We start from the raw sequence: 19,467 nt of genomic DNA, 5'->3' as shown, positions 1-19,467 counted from the left end.
TTAAAAATCTCAATCCTCATCTTCAGTTTCTTCGCTTACACCCATAACATAAGAAGAACCATTGCCTGAAAAGAAATCATGATTTTCATCAGCTCTTGCGGAAAGTTGGTTAAAAATTTCAGGTTCTATTCTTGTTTCTTCTTCTGCAAAAGGAGAATCATAACCTAAATTCTGTAAAAACTTACCTGCATTATAAACACTAAATTTTATAGCTTCATCTGCTAATCCAACTTCAGAATAAAGTTCATTTAAATAAACTTTTTCTAATTCAATTAATTCATAAAGTAAATCAAAAACAAATTTCTTCATTTCTTCTTGTTTTTCAGGAGATAGTTTTTCCACTTTCTTTTGATATTTGTAACCAGAATAATAATTGTGAATAACTTTATCTCTCAAAATTAATCTTATAATGTCTGAAGTATTAGGAAGTTTAGACCTAGCAGAAAGATAAAAAGGAAGGTAAAAACCACCATAGAGTAAAAATCCTGGCATCATCGCAGCAGCTACCTTGGATTTTAAAGGATCTTTACCAGTATAGTAAGGAATTAAAGCTTGCGCTCTTGCTTGTAAACTCTTAGTATTAATTACTCATTCATGTGCTTCTTCAATTTCTTCACTTGTACAAAGTGTAGAAAAAATAGTCCCGTATGATCTGGCGTGAACACCAACCATAAAAGCGAAATTAGCATAAATTACTTGTTCATGATCAGTTTGTGAGTAAGGAATTTGAGCAACATCTCCAATAGTAGCTTGAATAGTATCTAAAAGAGTTAAACCTGTAAAAGTTCTTGTTATAACTTTTTTTCAAGTTGGAGAAAGTGTTCTTCAAGTTTCTAAATCATTTGAAACTGGAATTTTTTCAGGAAGTCAAAAATTTTGAACTGCTCTATTTCACACTTCAAGATCCTTATTATCATTGATGACATTTCAGTTTACTGACCTCATTTTGCCCTGGAACTTGTTAAGCGCAAATTCCAAAGGAGAAACTGAATCTTTGTAATATGAATTTTTTTGTTTTTTTTCTGCAGTTTTCATAGTCTTTACCCCTTTTTAGTCAACATAAACTGACCAAAAATGTGTCAGTTTATTAATGAGCTTATTAATGTGTTTAGTCTTTATATATTACCAAAAATCAAAAAAATTATGTAAATAAAAATGAATTAAAAAATTTTTTTTCAAATTTATTTTTTGCATTATTTTCTGTTTATAATAAATCTTAAAACATTAGTCAAGAAAATAAAGGAAATGATGAAACAGTATTTAGATTTTTTAAGACATATTCTAAAAAATGGTATAGAAAAAAAGAATAGAACAATTATTGATTCAATCAGTACATTTGGTTATCAAATGAGGTTTGATTTATCTGAAGGCTTCCCTTTAGTTACTACAAAAAAAACTAATTTTGCTTCAATAGCACATGAGTTACTTTGGTTTATAAAGGGAGATACAAATATAAAGTATCTAGTAGATAATAACGTTAATATTTGAAATGAATGACCTTATGAAAATTACAAAAAAAGTAGTAAATTTCAAGGAGAGACACTAAAAGAATTTATAACAAAAATTAAAGAAAATCCTTCATTTGCAAAGGAATTTGGTGAACTTGGTCCTGTTTATGGGAAACAATGAAGAAACTTTTTAGGCATCGATCAACTAAAAAAAGTTATTGATCAAATTAAAGCAAATCCAAATTCAAGAAGATTAATAGTTTCAGCCTGAAATCCTACTGAAATTGATAATATGTTGCTTCCTCCTTGCCATAGTTTATTTCAATTTTATGTAGCCAATAATAAACTTTCTTGTCAACTATACCAAAGAAGCGCAGATGCTTTCTTAGGTGTTCCTTTTAATATTGCTTCATATTCCTTGTTAGTTTTTATGATTGCACAAGAATGTGGACTAGAAGTGGGAGAATTTGTACATACAGTAGGTGATGCTCATATTTATGTAAATCACATTGATCAAGTAAATCTACAACTTACTAGAACACCACACAAATTACCAAAATTAAAAATAGCAAATAAACCTTTTTTTGACATTAAATTTGAAGATTTAGAACTCATAGATTATGAACATGATCCATTTATTAAAGGAGAGGTAGCAGTATAATGATAATTTCAGTTTGAGCAATGACAGAAGATGGTCTAATAGGTAAAGACAATTCAATGCCTTGACACATAAAAGAAGAATTTGCACATTTTAGACAAACTACATTAGATAAAACCTTGTTGATGGGAAAAAATACATTTTTATCCTTACCAAAAATCTTTGATAGAAGAAAAATGTATGTCATTAGTGATGATCCTACATTTCAAGTAGATCACCCTGAAGTACACATAATTAAAGATTATTCTCACTTAATTAAAGAATATCAAGGTAATCCAGAAAAAGATCTTTATATCACAGGTGGATTGATGATTTATACTGCATTAATCCCTGAATCAGATATCTTAATTGTTTCTTTTGTAAAAGGAAAATATGAAGGAAACAGATATTTAAAAGACATAAAATGAGAGCTTTTTGACCTAGTTTCTGAAGAAGATAAAGGAAGTTTTATTGTTAAGACTTTCAAGAAGAAAAAATAAGTAAAATTCCTTCTTTTTGCTTTATAAACGAAGCTTTAAAACAATTGTTTTAAAGTAGTCTTTTAATATGCCTCGCAGAGAGCTTGCCAAAAAAAAAAAAAAAAAGGAAATAGGAGTAAAATTAAGGCAAATTCAAGGAGGTTACAATGTCAATTTTGAAAAAAACTACACAACTTTTAAGAAAATCTAAAAATAAGAAAATTCTTATTTCTTTTGCTACAGTATTGAGTATTCCTTCAGTTGTTGGAATTGCTTATTATGCAACTTCAAAAGGTACAGATTCTAACTTGGATCTCAAAATTTTAGATCAATTAAATGCTAACAATGTAACCTTACAAACTATAGAAAATGCAGACACTAACAAAGCTTTTGATGCTTTGAATGATAAAAATTTAAAACCTGAAAAATTAGAGCCAAAACCGGAAAAACCAGAACCTCCAGTAATAGTTGATCCTCCAGAAGATCCACCAAAAATTCTAGATCCTGAACCAGAGCCACAAAAACCTGATATTCAACAAGAAATTATAAAAGAACAGCCACAACCAACACCTTCTACTCCTGACCCTGAACCACCTGTAGAAAAGCCAGTGCCATCTATTAAACAAAACTTTAAAAACGATGAAGTAGGTGTTGTAACCTTGAAATGAGAAGGACATAATGTTACAGCTAGAGTTCGAAAAAGACCTAACAGACAATACACTGCATATGATCAACAAAATGGTTTAGCTAATAGAATTCCGTATCATTCACAAGTTGTGGATGAAGTTTTAAGTATTGAAGTTACTCCAGAATTAAGAGAACAAAACTTAAAAAATGCTACAACTGCACTTAACGCTTCTGTAAAGGGAATCTTCAACATTGATAAAAATGATATAAAAAATGATGCTACTATTGCAGGAATATTACATAGTGCAAATAATGCTTATCAATATAAAAATTTATTTTGAAAATTTGAAGCATTATTTGAAAATGGAGACAAAGTCAGAGAGTTTTTAACACAAGAAGGTCAAACACTTTATCCTTGAATTAAGAAGAAATATGAAGATGATCTTTTTAAAGCAGACCAAGCTATTGCACAAGCACAAAGAGAGATGGAAGCCCTACAAAGAAGAAGACCACCAAGAATTGGATTTGATGGTAATGGCAAAGAAACATTCACTCCTGAAAACCAAATACAAATGAATGAATGATTGAAAGAATTTGCAGAACAAACTGATAAACAAAAAGCTGCAGAACAATTAAAAACCGATGCTAAAAATGTAAAATACATCAAACTAATTTATTATTTAGATTATTCAAAATTTAACAAAAATTCAAGAGAAAATGATGAGTATTTAGCAAGAGGTTTAACTATTAATCCTGACAACAGCAATATTTCAATAGATAAAGACGGAACATTAAAATCTAATTCCTGAAGTCCTTTACTCAATCAAGTAACTTCTGTGTATCAAAAAGATAACGAAACACGTCGTGCCTTTGGTTATGATAGCTATTGATGAAGACCTGGAGGAAGTATTCTTGAAGGAAATTATCCAGGATGAACCAAAAAAGATATTACTGATTCTCCTGAATTTCAAAAATATAATGTTTCAAAATCAGATGGAATTAATATCGCTGAACTTACTAAAAACTCAGATAACAAAGCAAAATCAGCAAGGGATCATGGAATTGTGGTTACTATAGATTTTTCAAATCCAAAAGGTTATGAAAAAACTAAAAAATTAATTGAAGAATTAAAAGCCGACAATAAAGAAATTACTTCTTATAGATTTTTCCACATAGGAAAAGATGATGCAAATCAAAAATTCAAAGACATTTTACAAATCTTGCCTGAGAATTTACCACAGCTTGAGTTGTTATTCGATAGCACTAACACTTCACCTTTATTAGCTTTAGAAAACAAGAAAATTGACGAACTTTCTATTTATACAGAAGGAAATTCGCTTTCTGATGATTGAGCAATAAATCCTTGAGCTTTAAAAAATACAGCTTGATATAATTCAAATGATTACAATGTAAGTTTTGATTATCCTAAAGGTGCAAAAGTAGCAACTAGAGTTACTTTTAACTCTTTAGCTTTCGATGATTCAGATTATAAAGGTGGTCATTCTCCAAGTGATTACAAACGAATTAATGATGGACTACGTATAGCTTATTGAACAAGAAATAATGAAAAAGTCTTCCAAGGAGGATTTGGTCCAGGTCTTCGTCCAGATGAAAATGAATCAGAAAATTCTTATCCAACTGGTCTTGATTTAACAAGGGTAACTAAAATGAAATCACTTAGAGGATTGCAATTTTCTGATACACAAAAAGCTTCAAATTCTAAACCAAGAAGGTTAACTAGAATAGGTTTATATAACGATTCACAAACATTTTCAATTGATGTTGATGAACTAAATAACGCACAATTTAATGTTTTAGATACAAATCCTATGTCACAACCAAAACCTAAAATATTTTTTTCAAACGGAAATACTACTAAAAGAATTGAAGTGACAGCATCAGGTAATATAACTTTAAATGCTAGAGGTGCTCAAAATTTAAGAATATTACTTGAAAATGGAAGACAAAAAAATGATGATACTAAATTATTCACAGATCAAAGAATAATAGTAGATAAAAGCCAGACAGCATTGGCAAATTCATTAAGATCCAACGGTTTCCAAGTTGATGAATCCAACATTTCAGGAATTAATTTCCAATAACAAAAAATAAGGAGGACGTTATGAAAAAGCAAAGAAAATGAAGGTTATTTTCACTAAAAAATCTATTAATTTCAACATTATTTACCGCACCAATTTTGTTAATTGCTTGTGGAGAAAAGGAAGCTTCACAAAAACCTAATAAACCAGTTGATAAAAAAACTCAACCTTCTAACCCAGGCGATAAAACACCTAATAATCCAGGTGGTAATTCAGACAAATCTGAACAAAAACCAATCCTTGATGAAACAACTTCAGTTTTATATAATTCAGACAACACACCTAAACAACTAACTAAAGAGACTTTAGAACAACTACCAATCGTTTTAAAAAACATAGATGGATTTTCTGATATTTCTAATTTATCTATAGACTCTGTTGGTGAAGAATTAGATAAAATAATTTTCCAAACAACAAATTTAAAAGATAATGAGCTTATAAATATTAAAGTTGAAAACAAAAAATATGTAGATGGTAACCATGAATCTTCACTAAATCAAGGAAAATTAATTTTTACTCTTGATATTTCTTCTAAAAATGATCCAACTATTAGTATACAAAAAGATGTTGAAATTTCTGGTTTTAGACAATCAAGAAGTAGTGAAATCAATTTAAATTGAGCACAAAGATTTGCACCAAGCACTAGAGAAGAATTTATAAAATATTTTAAAGAAGATAACTACCAAAGATTTGAAACTGATTCTAAAAAATATCTAACAGCATTAGAATCACAACTAGCATATCTTCAAGGAAAAGATTCTTTTGACTTAGCTTCTTGAAGAAGCGACGTGCATAGAACTGAACAAAATATAGAAAAATATAACAAAGTTGCAAAAGAGCTTCATTTAGATACATACAATGACGCTCTTAAAAAAGGTTTTTCTATGCCAGTTTATAAACAAGATGGTGAAGTTGAAGGAATCAAGCTCTACGATCCTTCCGAAGTTCCAAAAGGTCCTGCTTGATGAGATGTTATTAATAGAAACGAAAATCAAACCAATGGATTAGCAAGATATATTCCAAACGAAAAATATAAAGATGCTGCACTACAAACTTACACAGTAAAATTTGCTCATCCAGCTACAATAGATCAAATCAATCCTGATGAACTACAAGCGTTTTTAGCTAGTCAAGGACCAGATGGAAATAGAATGCAAAAAACTGCTCGTGGAACAATGTGAATTCTAGATTATGAAATCCCAAAAGATGGTCATCAACCAACTAAATGATACTTTGGAACCAATAACCACGTAGTTGAAGAATATAAAAAAGATGCTACTCAATTTACCTTAACAGTGCTTAAACCTTCAGTAGGTATTAGAACAAAATTAAGAACAGCTAAAGGTGCTACAGATGAATCTTACATTACAGCAGATTTTAGTCGTGATAAATTAATTTCAGGTGCTAAAAATGATCATCCTGATAAAAAAGCTGATTATATTTCGCCTTCAGATTATGGTATTCCAGGAGTTAGAATTGTTTATAGAGCAACAGATTATTTAAGCACTTCACCAAAAGATTATCTTTCTGAAGTAGATAAAAACAACGAAAAATATAAGGATGCAGAAGAGTTTTTAGATTTTGCTGTTATGGAAGTAGATTTTAGTAAATTCACTGTTCCTTCAGAATATTCTTCTCGCGATGATTACATTAAAGCAATTACAAATGATTATTATAATAAAACAGAAAAACACATTAAGTTTTTAAAAACTTCTTATTTAAAGGATTATTCTAGAGCAGATACACAACTAGCAGATTTAGACACCAGCAAATCTCCTAATACAGATCAATTATTTATTGTTGGTTATCCACAAGCTACTGGTGATTACTTTTTAGATAAATATCAAGATGAATATGACTATAAATTAAATAAACAAGGTTTTTCTCTTTGAATGAACTCAGATGCTTCATTTTACAATGCTTTATATAATGATGAAAATAATCCAAATAGTCCAATAAATCAAAAAGCAAATAAAGGAAATTATTTATCTTTAAACATTGGTTATAGAAGTTTTGGTGATAAGCCAGGACTCACCGATGCTTTTATTGCTACACCAAAAGTAGGAAAAGAGCTTCATAAATCAACAATTATGTCCAATCCTATGCGTACTGAAAAAATTACACAAGAAGTAGAAGAAAACGGTAAAAAAGTAGTAAAAGAACTTGGTGAATTACCAGTGGCTAACACAAAACGTTATATAGCTTTTGGACTTGAATATCTTCCAAGACATTATGCTCCTGTAGGTGGGGCTTCAGGTTCTTCAATTCGTAATCAAAACAATGAGTTAGTTGGAGTTTATTTTGCTTCTAATGAAACAGCAAAAACTGGATTAGCTGTCGCTTTTAGGTCAGAAGGATTTGACTATAAAGGTCTATATGGTAAATACAACTTACCACAATATGATTTGATTTATGGTGGTGGCAAAAACCAAAAAACTTCCTTTAGACAAGCATTACAAACAATTTATGGAGATAATTTCAAAACCTCATTATTTAAAAATGGAGTAAATCAAATACCAGAAGAATTTAAATTTAAAAACACAAATTCTAATTAAATAAACAAATTAATATAAAATAAAATAAACAAAAAAGAAGGACAAAATGATATTTATAAAAAAACAGAAAGCAAATTCTACATTAGAAAATAAACAAATTTATGATGACAATCAAAATGTCCAACATAAAGATAATAAACTTAATATCATTTTAAAGTACTCCACTTTATTATTATTGTTTATTTTAATTTTTACTTCATTAATCCTTACTCCCACAACATTTTTTGGTGTTGATAATAATAGTCTAAGATATGTCTGGAATTACCAAACAGATCTTCATATTTCTTTAAATTTCCTTAATATTTGAAGGTTTTTAATACTAGCATTTTGTATTATATACCCTTTGGTCAAGAACTTTTTTAATATATTTTTTCAAAAAGAGTTAATAAAAAAATACACGATTTTTTTCGGTATTTATACATTAATAAGTTTAGTTAGTTTTTTCTTATTTATATTTTATAATCCAGTTTATAACGATGTTTTTGGAGAACAAAGTCCAACAAACAGACAAGCAATAATAAATTCTTCTTCAGTATTTTATATCTCGCTACTGCTTTTGTTTATTGTTCTTACTAACACTGCATATCACTTATTTTTGTTTTATTTTAAGAAAAAAACAGAAACATTAAGATTTAATAAAAAAAGTGTTTTGATTATAAATATTTGTTCTCAATTTATTTTTGTAATTTTATTTTTAGTCTTCATATTTAATATTACTAAAGTATCACCAGATGAGTACGATGACAATGGTCAATTAACTAAAGTATCTGAATATATTGCTGTTCAAAATCCTTGATATTCCTACATAAAAAATTTATTTGAAACAGATAATGTGGCTAATGTATTTATAATAATTTTTTCCCTTATCTTAATTTCAATAATATTTTTTGGTTCTAATTTAATAAAAATTTTCTTTGTTTTTTCTAAAGAATACAACAAAATTTACTTCAAAAATCAAGCACAATTATTATTTTCCATTCTTGCAAGTTGCTTATTATGATATTTTATATTTTTAATTCGATTAGGTAATTTTTCTTCCTTAAGCATTTCAAGTTTTAGTATTAAATTATTTTTACCTTTTGTTGTTGTTTTACTAGTTATTTTAGGTTCTTACTTGTTTTTAAACTTTTATTCAAGACTCAAGATTCAAGGAAACACTATGAACTTAATGATGTTTATAGTAGCCCAATTAATAGTAAACTTCTTATTTTTGATAGCTTCAATCTATATTAAAAACGCTTTAAGCATTAGAATAATTTTCTTCATTAGTTCAATAATTTGTTTAACAACAACTGCACTGTTTTTATTTAAAAATAAAAATCCGAAATTAATTTCAATGTTTTTTATTTCTACTTATTTAATCTTATCAGCACTAGCTTTAGTGTTTCAAGGTTGAGAAATTTTGCTTATGAGTGCATATAACTTTTCAACCGTTGCTTTTACACCTATTACTCAGTTATCTGTGCTACAAATTATTATATTAATTCAAATTGCTACATTGTTATTATTACTCATTTACTCAGTAGCAGATATAGTCTTAGTAATGTTTAAAATTCGTTCTATGAATCAAAAAGTAGATAAAGGAGCAACAAATGAATAATAAAATGTTAAATATTTTTTCTTCTTTTTCTTCTAAAAAGAAGAAAAATCAAGAAAAACTTGAAACACAAAACTTAGAAGAATATTTAATTTTCGATAATAAAACAAAAGTTGAAATAGTAGATTTATATAAAAATTACAAGAATAAAAGACAAGAGAGCAACTTTGTTTCTTATGATCAGTTATATTCTTATGTTTTATTAAAAGCTAATCAAGGTTTTAACTCAGAGTTGTATAAAAAATACGAACAGAGCTATCAAAATGCTTTAAAAAACAAGCATAATTTAGAATTTGCTGACTTTGTAATCTCATTTAATTTAGACCCAAAATACTCACAGACATTATTAATTCCGATAATAACTTCTAAAACAACATCTAATAATATAGCCGTAAATTTTGCATCATCAAAAGATTTAGCAGAACAAACATTTTTTACTAATTTAAATCAAGAAATTGTAAAACTATTAAATACTCAAAAAATACTAGAAATATTTCCAGGTCTATTAATTTTTAAATCAACTGAGACTAATTCATCTTTAAAAACTCTTTTTAGTAAAGATTTTATTTCAGTTATAAAAAGGTAGTAATTTATGCACTTAAAAAAAGTTATACAAAAAAGAGACAATCTAAAAAAAATACATTTAAAAGCAAATAGTGAAAAAAACATTTTGTTGATTTCTATTATTAAACTCAGTCAAAAATTAAATTTTTACGTTGAAAATGTTTTGTTAAATAAATATGCAATAATAAATTTATCTAATAAATTTAATATTAAAAATGAATTTATAACCAAACGTTTTTTAACTAAAAATAAATTTTTAAATAAGATTGAAGAAAAATTCTTTGCTAATAAAGAGTTATGAATTTACTTAAAAGAAGAACAAAAATATTCCACTGATAGTTATTCAAGATATGAAGATTTAATTTTAGAAACAAACAAAAATGTTAAATTAGACTTTATAACTATTGGAGAAAAAGCAAACTCATTTTGCGTTAAAAATAAACTAAACGTTATTAAACACTTTGAACTAAATCAAAAAAGTTTTTCAACCAATTTAGCTTCAATTATAAAGCTTTTATATGTGCAAGATAACTATAAAAAAGTAAGATTTGTTATAAATTCTAATAAGAACCAAGACAATGCTTTTACTATTTTACCAATTGAAGATTTTGACATTGATAAATTGTTAAATTATGATAAAAGCACAAATTTAAACAAATTAGATGAGTTTGCAATTATTCCAGATATTGACTCTTTTATTCAAACATCCATTGGAATTTATTTACAAAATTGTGTACAAGCTCTTATCAACGAATCTTCATTTTATGCTGCTAAAAACGGATTAGTTAAAGTAAACAAAATCATTAAAGATTTAGATGAAACTATATCAAAAGTATCTAGAAAAATTATCAAAATTAAACGTGAAAACGAAATAGAAGAAATAGTTTTATTAACAAAAAACAACTCAGAACATACTGTGTTCAACAAAGGAGATCAGTATGGCAAATAATAATATTTTTGGTCTAGAAATTCATTTTTTAAACAACCAAACTTTTGAAACCAGAAAAGCAGAAATTTTTATAAATATAGAAGATTCTGACGAGTGATTTAAACCCAATCCAAAAACTATAGGTTCTTATGAAAGAATTCTTATTTGAGTAAGAGATTTAGTAGCAGACAATTCAAAATACATTTTTCTAAAAAATTGCAATATTTTAGTAAAAGACAAAGAAATTTTCATAAATTCACTTAATGAAAAAAGAATTTTTGTTAAAACAACACACAAAAAAAATAATTACAAAAAACATATTCAGAGTCTAAAACAAGAAATTTTGTACTTAAATTCAATGCAAAAAGTAGGAATTGAAATTAATGAATTTATAAGACTAGAGCATTTAGAAGATGAATTTTACATTTGAGCTATGTCCGACTTACTAGGTTTAAAGGAGGAAAAAAATGAGTAAAAAACAAAGAAAAAGTTTATTTTTACTTGGACTTTCAGTTACTTCATTTATTCCTTTCTTAACTATTTTAAGTGCTGATCCTGATCCTCAAACTCCACCTCCTAAAGAACCTGAAAAACCTAAGGAAATCGCAAAAGATTTTGATACTTTTAAAGATACAACAGACAAAGCTATAAAAGACGCGTTAAAAGCAGCTATTAGTAACACAATAGACAAAATAAATTCACAAATTAACAAATTAAATGAAGACTCAACCATCTCTTTTGAAGATAGAATTAAAAAATTAAACTATTTCCAACAAATTACTCATTTTCTAGAATCGAATCAAGATAAAATCCTTCAAAATCCAGAACAATTTGGAATCAATGCAGTTTTTCCAAAAGCAATTTCAAGAAATAGAAAAAATAATACAGGTACAATAACTTTTCAAGGTAAAGAATATAATGATGTTATTTTTGGAACTGATGACAATACCCAATATAATAAACTCATTTCAGATAAAGATAAAATAGAAATTAAGAAGGAAAATGAAGACAATTTTGTAACAAAAGAACAATTAGACAAAATAATTTCTGATTATTCCAAAAAAATGCTAGACTCCTTTTCAGACTTTCTTTTTAAAGAAGATTCTGACATTCCACCACTTACAAAAGATGATTTAAAACAAATAAGCATAGCACAAGAACCAGGATTTACAATCAAACCCCCAACAGGATTTAATACTTGAGATGATTATTTAGAGTCAAAATTAAAAGACAAATATACTCAGTTCGATTTAGAACAAAACAAACCTATAGAAGAAGAAAATCAGCAACCACAAAACCCAACTGCTCCTGATACTCCACCGCCACCTATTGTTGATGATAATACAAAACCAATAGATGATGTTGATGCTCCGCCAGCTTTTAAACCTGTTGATTTTATGCTCAAAGTACCAACTTTAAAACCTGAGGTCAGAGGAAAATATATAGGCAGAACAATGTCAGAAATCATTAGTGCTTTTAATAAAGATACAAACAAAAATGAACAAGAAAAGTCAGATGAATTCTTCTTTTTCAACAATCCAATCAACACTAGATATCAATATACTGTAACTAAAATAGAAGAAAATTTAAATGGAAGTGCTTTATTTACTGTAAAAATTACAGACCTAGTCAAGCCAGAATTTACCAGAAGTTATAAACTATCCAATATTACAAATGACGATAAAACTGAAGGCTTTCAATATATTTATGAAAAATATATAAAAGACGTTCAAGAACTATTTAAAAAATTCTATGTAGCTTTTGGTATAGGTGAAAAAATGGAGTTTGAAAAAATCAACAATTCTTATTTAAGTACTTCGATTTTCACACTATTATCTTCAGCAGTTAAAGTTGTTTATAATGAAAATTTTTTAAATGATCAATCACAAATTGTTTCTGAATACGCTGACAAAGTTGATGAACTAGATAGTCCAAATATTAATACTCCAGTTCGTTTGTTGATAACTCAAATTCTTAGCACTTTAAAAAACTCAGAAGCCACTATTAGAAATCAAGTAAGAGTAGCGTTATTTCAATTAATTACAGCAACTATTGAAGAATCAACTTTTGGTTATGACAATGCTTTAATTTCTATACAAAAAAGACTTCAAAATCCACAAAATAAGTTTGCTCTTGATTCAATAAAAAGTAAATTCGAGTTTTATAACCAAGATGTTTCGATAATTGAAAAACTATATAATAAAACAAAAAAAGATGTGTTTTTAGCTAAAGCATTAGCTAGTCAAAAAACATTTAATTATATAAATTGATTTGAAAAATTCACAAACTTAATAGGCATAATCAGCAAAGAGTTTAGTCTTTGACAAAAATTAACAACTAATGATGCAAATGCTTCAAAATACTTAAAAAATGAAGAAAATCAAGACTCACTTCCGCCTTCCGATAACCAACCAAATAATTCAACTGAGAACACAAATGAACAACCTATTTCACAACAGGCAGATGAAACAACTTCCGAGTCTAATAATACAGAAACAACAAATCCAACCACAAATCAGACAACTGGTCAAAACCAAGAACAATTAAGTCCAGAAGAACAAGCAACTCAAAATTTTGCTTTACAAATTGAAGAATACAAAACCATAATGCGAGATGAAGAAAAAGAAAAAAATCCATTAATGTATACAAGCGGGATCATAATGGCATTTTTAAGTTTAATAAGTCTTGGTTTTGCTTCATTTTTCAGATTTTTCAACAAGTTTTTAAAACACAAAACCATATCTAAATCAATGACTATGCTCATTATATTTGCGACTATAATCTTGATTTTAGCAATAGCACTTATAGCTTTAGGATTCACAGGAGGATTAATATAAAATGACAAACCCTAAAATTACTGCAATATTTGATTACATCATAGAAGTTTCAGGATTTTATCCTTATAAACAAAGACAATTTTTTACAGTTGTAAACAAACCAAATGTCAAGATGATTTTAATTTCTGCTACAGAAAATAAAGCATTTTTATTAGCTGATAGCACTGATTTAAATAAACTTAAAATCAACGACGAACTAAAAGAATTAGATATCAAAAGTGATGTTGGAAGTTCTTTATCTATGTTTGGAAAAATTATAAATATAGAAGGTAATGCAATTTTTCCAAGAGCAGAAACCATTGTTCAAGATAGAACAGTTAGATCCAAAATTTTTGGTGATGCACATAAGTTAATGACCGTTAAAACTTTAAATACTCAACTTTATACCGGAATTATTCCTATTGACCTTCTTATTCCTATCGGAAAAGGACAAAGAGAGTTGATTATTGGAGATCGCCAAACAGGTAAAACTCATATTGCAATTAACACAATAATAAACGCTGCAAAAACAGGAACTAAGTGTATTTATGTTTCAATTGGACAGAAAAAAGAAGAACTTTCTTGAATTTATGAAACACTAAAAGAACATCAAGCCCTTTCAAACACAATCATTATTGACTCTCCTGCAACAAGCGCATATCAACAATATTTAGCTCCTTATGTGGGTATGGCTCACGCTGAAAATCTTTCTTATAATCACGATGTTCTAATTATTTTTGATGATTTAAGTAAACACGCAAATATTTTTAGAGAAATTGCTTTATTAACAGACAAACCTGTAGGAAAAGAAGCAATGCCAGGAGATATGTTTTTTGCCCATTCTTCTTTATTAGAAAGAGCAGGAAGCTTTGTAAACAAGAAAACCATTACAGCTTTACCTATTATTAAAACAGTCGATGGAGACATTACAGGTCTAATTGCTTCAAATGTTATTTCAATAACTGATGGTCAAATCGTAACAAGCTCTGATTTATTCGCTAGCGGGAAATTACCTGCTATTGACATTGACTTTTCAGTATCTAGAACTGGTTCGCAAGTTCAAAGCAGAACTATAACAAAAGTAGCTTCAGAAGTTGGAAAAATCTACAAATCTTACAAAAGACATCTTAAGCTCGCAATGCTTGATTATGAACTAAATAAAGAAACATCTAGCTTGTTATATAAAGGAAAAATGGTTGAAAAAATGTTCAATCAAAAAGGATTTTCTTTATATTCACAAAGCTTTGTGTTGTTAATGTCTAAAATAATTATGTGAGGAATTTTAAGACACGTTAAAGAAGAACAAAAAGCTATGGAATTTATCGACGCCTTTATCCAAATTAACGATGATGCTAAAAAATCTTTTACACAAATTTTAAATAATGAGCCATACGACGATGAACTTGTAAAAGACTTTTTTGGTTTTGCTTTATTAGAGTATTCAAAACTGTTCAACTACAACTGAAAAATTGAAATCAATCACGAATTTGTGCCTTTAAATAAAACACAATTAGAACAAATAGCTAAAAAATTAGGAGATAAATAATGTTAGGAAAGATAACTAAATTTTGAACTGATGTAGTTGAAGTAAAATTTGATAAAGCTGATTTACCTTCATTAAATCAAATCTTAACTTTGCATAATAATACAACATTTTTACTTGTAAAAAGACTTGTAAATGAAACAACGATTAGAGCAATAATTATTTATTTAGCTTCAGAAATAAAGGTAAATGATGTTGTTACTAATACAAAAAGAAGCTTTATGGTACCAGTTGGTAAAAACTCAAAAAACAACATCTACAGCTTTGAAGGCAAACCTTTATTGCCTAACAGAAATGCAAGTTTTCCTTTATATGTAGAAGTAAATTCAACAATAAATAAATCAAGATTTTTTAGTGTACAAACTGAAATAATTCAAACTGGAATTAAAGCCATCGACTTTTTTATTCCTATTGTTAAAGGTTTTAAACTTGGTATTTTTGGTGGTGCCGGAGTTGGAAAAACTGTTCTAATGAAGGAAATAATTTTTAATGTTAACAAAGACAAAAAATCTATTTCTAATATTTTTATTGGATCAGGAGAGCGTTCAAGAGAAGCTATTGAATTATTTAATGAATTAGAATCTTCAAACTTAATGAAAAATTCAGCAATGTATATTTCAAAAATGAACGAATCACCAGGAGCTAGAATGTCGATAGTTCCAATCGGAGTTACAGCGGCTGAGTATCTAAGAGACTATGAAAAAGAAGATGTTTTACTCTTTATCGACAACATTTACCGTTTTGTTCAAGCTGAAAATGAGGTTTCCGCTTCACTAGGTAAAAAACCTTCAGTTGGAGGTTATCAGTCAACACTAGATTCCGATGTTGCTTCAGTTCAAGAAAGACTTTTTAAAAATCAAAACGGTGCAATTACTTCTTTTCAAACAATTTTCTTACCAATGGATGATTTATCAGATCCATCAGCAGTTGCGGTCTTTAATCACCTAGATGGTAAATTAGTTTTATCAAGAGAGCAAAGTTCTAAAAATATCTTTCCTGCTTTCGATCCTCTAGCTTCTTCTTCAAATTCAGTAAATGAAAAAATTATTGGTAAAAAACATTTTAAAGCAATAATTGAAGCTAAAAAAATCCTTGCAAAATACAAGGAATTAGAAGACGTTATTCTAATTTTAGGATTTGATGAGCTTGATAAAGAAAGCAAAATTATTGTTAAAAAAGCTTTACAACTTGAAAACTTTTTCTCACAAAACTTCTTCATGACTGAACACTTTACAAAGGAAAAAGGAGTTTTTGTTCCTTTAGAAGAAACAGTAGATTCGGTAATCAGAATCATTAACGGTGAGTATATAAATCAGAGTCCTGAAATTTTCTCTTATGTTGGTTCTAATTTAAAAATTCCTACCGACGCAGAATTAGGGTTAAATAAAAAAGAGTAGAAGCAGTCCACTGTTTTTAGGCTTATTAAATGAACAAATAAACTAAAGCTAGAGAAAATGAATAGTTTGGTTAAAAAATACAATTTTTTCCTTCAATTTCAAAAAAAACGTTCTTATAAATTCACCATAAGATTAAATAAGATCAATAAAAAAAAGTAAAATTAAAGTATAAAGGGAGTGTTTATGAAATTAATTTTAAAACCAAAAAATAAAAAAATATTTTCTTCATTTTTAGTATTCGCCACAGCTTCTATTTCTGTAGGTGTGGTGTCTTATGCAGTGACACAAGGAACAGAAACAGGTTCATTATTTTATATATATGAACCAACTCCTAGACCTACTAATAATAGTTTAACTCCGATAAAAAACCCTAATTTAGAAGATCCTTATCAATCTTTAGAGGATAAAAATTTAAAAGAACAAATACAAAAACCAGTGGAGACTGTAGTTTTACCAAAACCAAAACCTCCGATTGTTGAAGCTCAAAAAATTGAACAACCTAAACCTATTGACAAGCTACCAGAAGTCATAGTGCCAAAGCCTATCGACAAAATTGTTGAACCAGAAAAACCAATTGAAGAACAAATTGAAGCACCAGTAATTATTGAACAGCAACAGCCAGAAGTAAAACCGGTTCCACAACCAGAAGTAAAACCTACCCCTCCTAAACCTTTTGTTCCTCAAGAAAATGAAGCAGTAAAACAATATACTTGACACGGTATTGACATTACTGCTCTAGTAACAAAAGCTCCAGTCAGAGACTATGATGCATATGATAAAGAAAATCATTTAGCAAATAGAGTACCTTATCGATCAGAAATTATTGATGAAATTAAACAAATTCAAGTAACAGATGATATTAAAAGAAAAAACGTAGAAAATACACGAACTGCTTTAAGAAATTCTTTCCAAGGTGGTGCTTTTAACATTTACGAAAGCGATATCAAACAAGGTGATGTCGCAGTTGCCGCAATAGTAAAACAAAACTGAGAAAATTACTATAAAAATGCATTTTTCAAGTGAAGAGAACTTTTTGATAACGGAGATGCAGTTGTTCCTTTTTTAAAACCAGAAGGACAGAATTTATATCCAAGCATTAAAGCTAAATATGAATCTGATTTAAAAAAAGCACAAGAAGAACTAAAACAGGCAGAAAAAATAAGTAAACAATTATTAGCTCAAAGACCAAAAGCAGAAGGTTTTGATGCAAGAGGTCGCGAGGTATTTTCAGATGTTAACAAAGCAAAACTTCAAGAATGACAAAAACTTTATAATGCAGCAGAAGATAAAAGAATAGAAGCAAAACAACACATAGAAGATGCTAAAAACGTTAAGTATGCTAAATTAATTTATTACATTGATTATTCCAAATTCTCCAAAGTTGATGAAGAAACACAAAAGTATTTAGAAAAAGGTCTAACCATTGAACCCGATAATGCTAATATTCAACTTAGAGCCGATGGAACTTTAGAATCTCATTCTTGATCTCCAATTACAAACAAAACTACAGCTTTATATACAAGAGATAACTTGAAAAAAAGAGCTTTTGGATATAACTCATATTACTGAAGACCTGGTGGTGATATTCTAAGTGGTAAATACCCTGGTTGAACAAAAACAGATATTACTACTCAATACTCTCAATATGGAGCTTCAAAAACTAATGGAATTACAGTAGCAAAACTAAGAAAAGATCTTGGTAATAACGACGAAACTGTTAGAAATGAAGGAATTGTTGTTACTATAGATATGAAAAATAATACTGGATATTCAAAAACTAAAAAGTTCATTGAAGATCTTATTAGAGATAAAAAAGAAATTACTTCATATAGATTTTTAAATATGGGAGCTACAGATGGAAATCAAAAATTTAAAGATATTTTGTTAGCTTTACCTAACAAACTTCCACAACTAGAACTCTTTATTGAAGGAACTAACCACAACACTTCCTTCTTATCTGCTTTAGAAGATAAAGAAATTGATGAACTTTCTATTTATACACAAGGTAATTCTTTGGCTGAAGATTGATCAATTAATCCTTGAGCTTTAAAAAATGTTGCTTGATATAATACTAACGACTACAACGTAAGCTCTGATTATGCTAAAGGTGCAAAAGTTGCTACTATAGTATCTTTTAATTCTTTAGCTTTTGATGATTCAGATTATAAAGGTGATGGGAATTACAAAAGAATTAATGACGGTTTACGTATGGCTTATTGAACAAGAAATAATGAAAAAGTCTTTCAAGGTCATATGGGACCAGGTTTAAATCCAGATACTAAAGAATCAGAAAATTCATATCCAACTGGTCTTGATTTAACTAGAGTTACAAAAACTAAATCCTTAAGAGGTTTAATTTTCTATGATGAGAAAAAACCTTCAAATTCCAAGCCAAGACGTTTAAATAGAATAGGACTTTACAACAATTCAAATACTTTCGAAATCACAGCAGAAGAATTAAATGAAGCACATTTTGATGTGTTAGATACTTCTAATCCTTTTGCTCAACCAAAACCAAAAATCTTTTTTGCAAATGATTCAGCAACTAGAAATATTAAAGTGGTTGCAAATAGCAAAGTGCAAGCTCTAAATTCTACAGGAGCTAATAATTTAAATATTTTATTAAAATATGCAAAACAAAAAATTGGAGATAGTAGGTTGTTTCAACCAGGTCAAAAAATCTTGGTTAACTCATCAGATACTCAACTTCAACAATCATTAAGAAATTTAGGATTTAATGTTCAAGTAGATACAGGAATTACATATGAATAAGGAAA

At 28.2% G+C, this 19,467-nt stretch carries 13 protein-coding genes; 12 read left to right on the top strand and 1 reads right to left on the bottom strand.

The window, feature by feature from the left end; all coding sequences use genetic code 4:
- On the bottom strand, window positions 1–1,035 hold the full coding sequence (gene nrdF, locus HF996_RS03810; protein ID WP_168910706.1) for a class 1b ribonucleoside-diphosphate reductase subunit beta: 1,035 nt from the start codon (window positions 1,033–1,035) through the stop codon (window positions 1–3).
- A gap of 213 nt (window positions 1,036–1,248) precedes the next feature.
- Here nrdF and thyA point away from each other — a divergent pair, with 213 nt between their 5' ends.
- The 12 genes from thyA to HF996_RS03750 all read left to right on the top strand — a co-directional run bounded on the left by thyA (window position 1,249) and on the right by HF996_RS03750 (window position 19,462).
- Window positions 1,249–2,109 carry a thymidylate synthase gene (thyA, locus tag HF996_RS03805; RefSeq protein WP_168910705.1) on the top strand — a complete coding sequence of 287 codons (861 nt, stop codon included), beginning with the start codon at window positions 1,249–1,251 and terminating at the stop codon, window positions 2,107–2,109.
- Window positions 2,109–2,585 (top strand): dihydrofolate reductase, encoded by a 477-nt coding sequence (locus HF996_RS03800; RefSeq protein WP_168910704.1) that lies wholly within the window; start codon window positions 2,109–2,111, stop codon window positions 2,583–2,585. Before thyA ends, HF996_RS03800 begins: the two co-directional genes overlap by 1 nt.
- A gap of 146 nt (window positions 2,586–2,731) precedes the next feature.
- Window positions 2,732–5,293 (top strand): putative immunoglobulin-blocking virulence protein, encoded by a 2,562-nt coding sequence (locus HF996_RS03795; RefSeq protein ID WP_168910703.1) that lies wholly within the window; start codon window positions 2,732–2,734, stop codon window positions 5,291–5,293.
- A 20-nt stretch (window positions 5,294–5,313) separates the two neighbouring features.
- Window positions 5,314–7,845 (top strand): Ig-specific serine endopeptidase MIP, encoded by a 2,532-nt coding sequence (mip, locus tag HF996_RS03790; protein ID WP_168910702.1) that lies wholly within the window; start codon window positions 5,314–5,316, stop codon window positions 7,843–7,845.
- A gap of 46 nt (window positions 7,846–7,891) precedes the next feature.
- On the top strand, window positions 7,892–9,445 hold the full coding sequence (locus tag HF996_RS03785) for an MSC_0624 family F1-like ATPase-associated membrane protein (RefSeq protein ID WP_168910701.1): 1,554 nt from the start codon (window positions 7,892–7,894) through the stop codon (window positions 9,443–9,445).
- Entirely contained in the window at window positions 9,438–10,028 is a 591-nt protein-coding gene (locus HF996_RS03780) for a DUF2714 domain-containing protein (protein ID WP_168910700.1), read from the top strand. The genes HF996_RS03785 and HF996_RS03780 overlap by 8 nt, the downstream gene beginning before the upstream one ends.
- A 6-nt stretch (window positions 10,029–10,034) precedes the next feature.
- Window positions 10,035–10,955: an MSC_0622 family F1-like ATPase gamma subunit gene (locus tag HF996_RS03775; protein ID WP_168910699.1), complete on the top strand. Its 921-nt coding sequence runs from the start codon at window positions 10,035–10,037 to the stop codon at window positions 10,953–10,955.
- Window positions 10,945–11,409, top strand: coding sequence for an MSC_0621 family F1-like ATPase epsilon subunit (locus HF996_RS03770; protein WP_168910698.1), 465 nt, complete (start codon window positions 10,945–10,947; stop codon window positions 11,407–11,409). The genes HF996_RS03775 and HF996_RS03770 overlap by 11 nt, the downstream gene beginning before the upstream one ends.
- On the top strand, window positions 11,402–13,771 hold the full coding sequence (locus HF996_RS03765) for an MSC_0620 family F1-like ATPase-associated subunit (RefSeq protein WP_168910697.1): 2,370 nt from the start codon (window positions 11,402–11,404) through the stop codon (window positions 13,769–13,771). Before HF996_RS03770 ends, HF996_RS03765 begins: the two co-directional genes overlap by 8 nt.
- Window position 13,772: 1 nt before the next feature.
- Window positions 13,773–15,296: an MSC_0619 family F1-like ATPase alpha subunit gene (locus tag HF996_RS03760; RefSeq protein WP_168910696.1), complete on the top strand. Its 1,524-nt coding sequence runs from the start codon at window positions 13,773–13,775 to the stop codon at window positions 15,294–15,296.
- On the top strand, window positions 15,296–16,690 hold the full coding sequence (locus HF996_RS03755) for an MSC_0618 family F1-like ATPase beta subunit (RefSeq protein ID WP_168910695.1): 1,395 nt from the start codon (window positions 15,296–15,298) through the stop codon (window positions 16,688–16,690). Before HF996_RS03760 ends, HF996_RS03755 begins: the two co-directional genes overlap by 1 nt.
- A gap of 183 nt (window positions 16,691–16,873) precedes the next feature.
- The gene (locus HF996_RS03750) at window positions 16,874–19,462 is read left to right on the top strand and encodes a putative immunoglobulin-blocking virulence protein (protein WP_168910694.1); all 2,589 of its coding nucleotides are present in this window, start codon (window positions 16,874–16,876) and stop codon (window positions 19,460–19,462) included.
- Window positions 19,463–19,467: the final 5 nt, after the last annotated feature.

Origin of the sequence: Mycoplasma sp. 1654_15 (assembly GCF_012516495.1) — a bacterium.
GTDB lineage: Bacteria > Bacillota_I > Bacilli_A > Mycoplasmatales > Metamycoplasmataceae > Mesomycoplasma.
The sequence above is the reverse complement of the archived record's forward strand: the minus strand, read 5'-3'. Positions and strand labels throughout refer to the sequence as shown.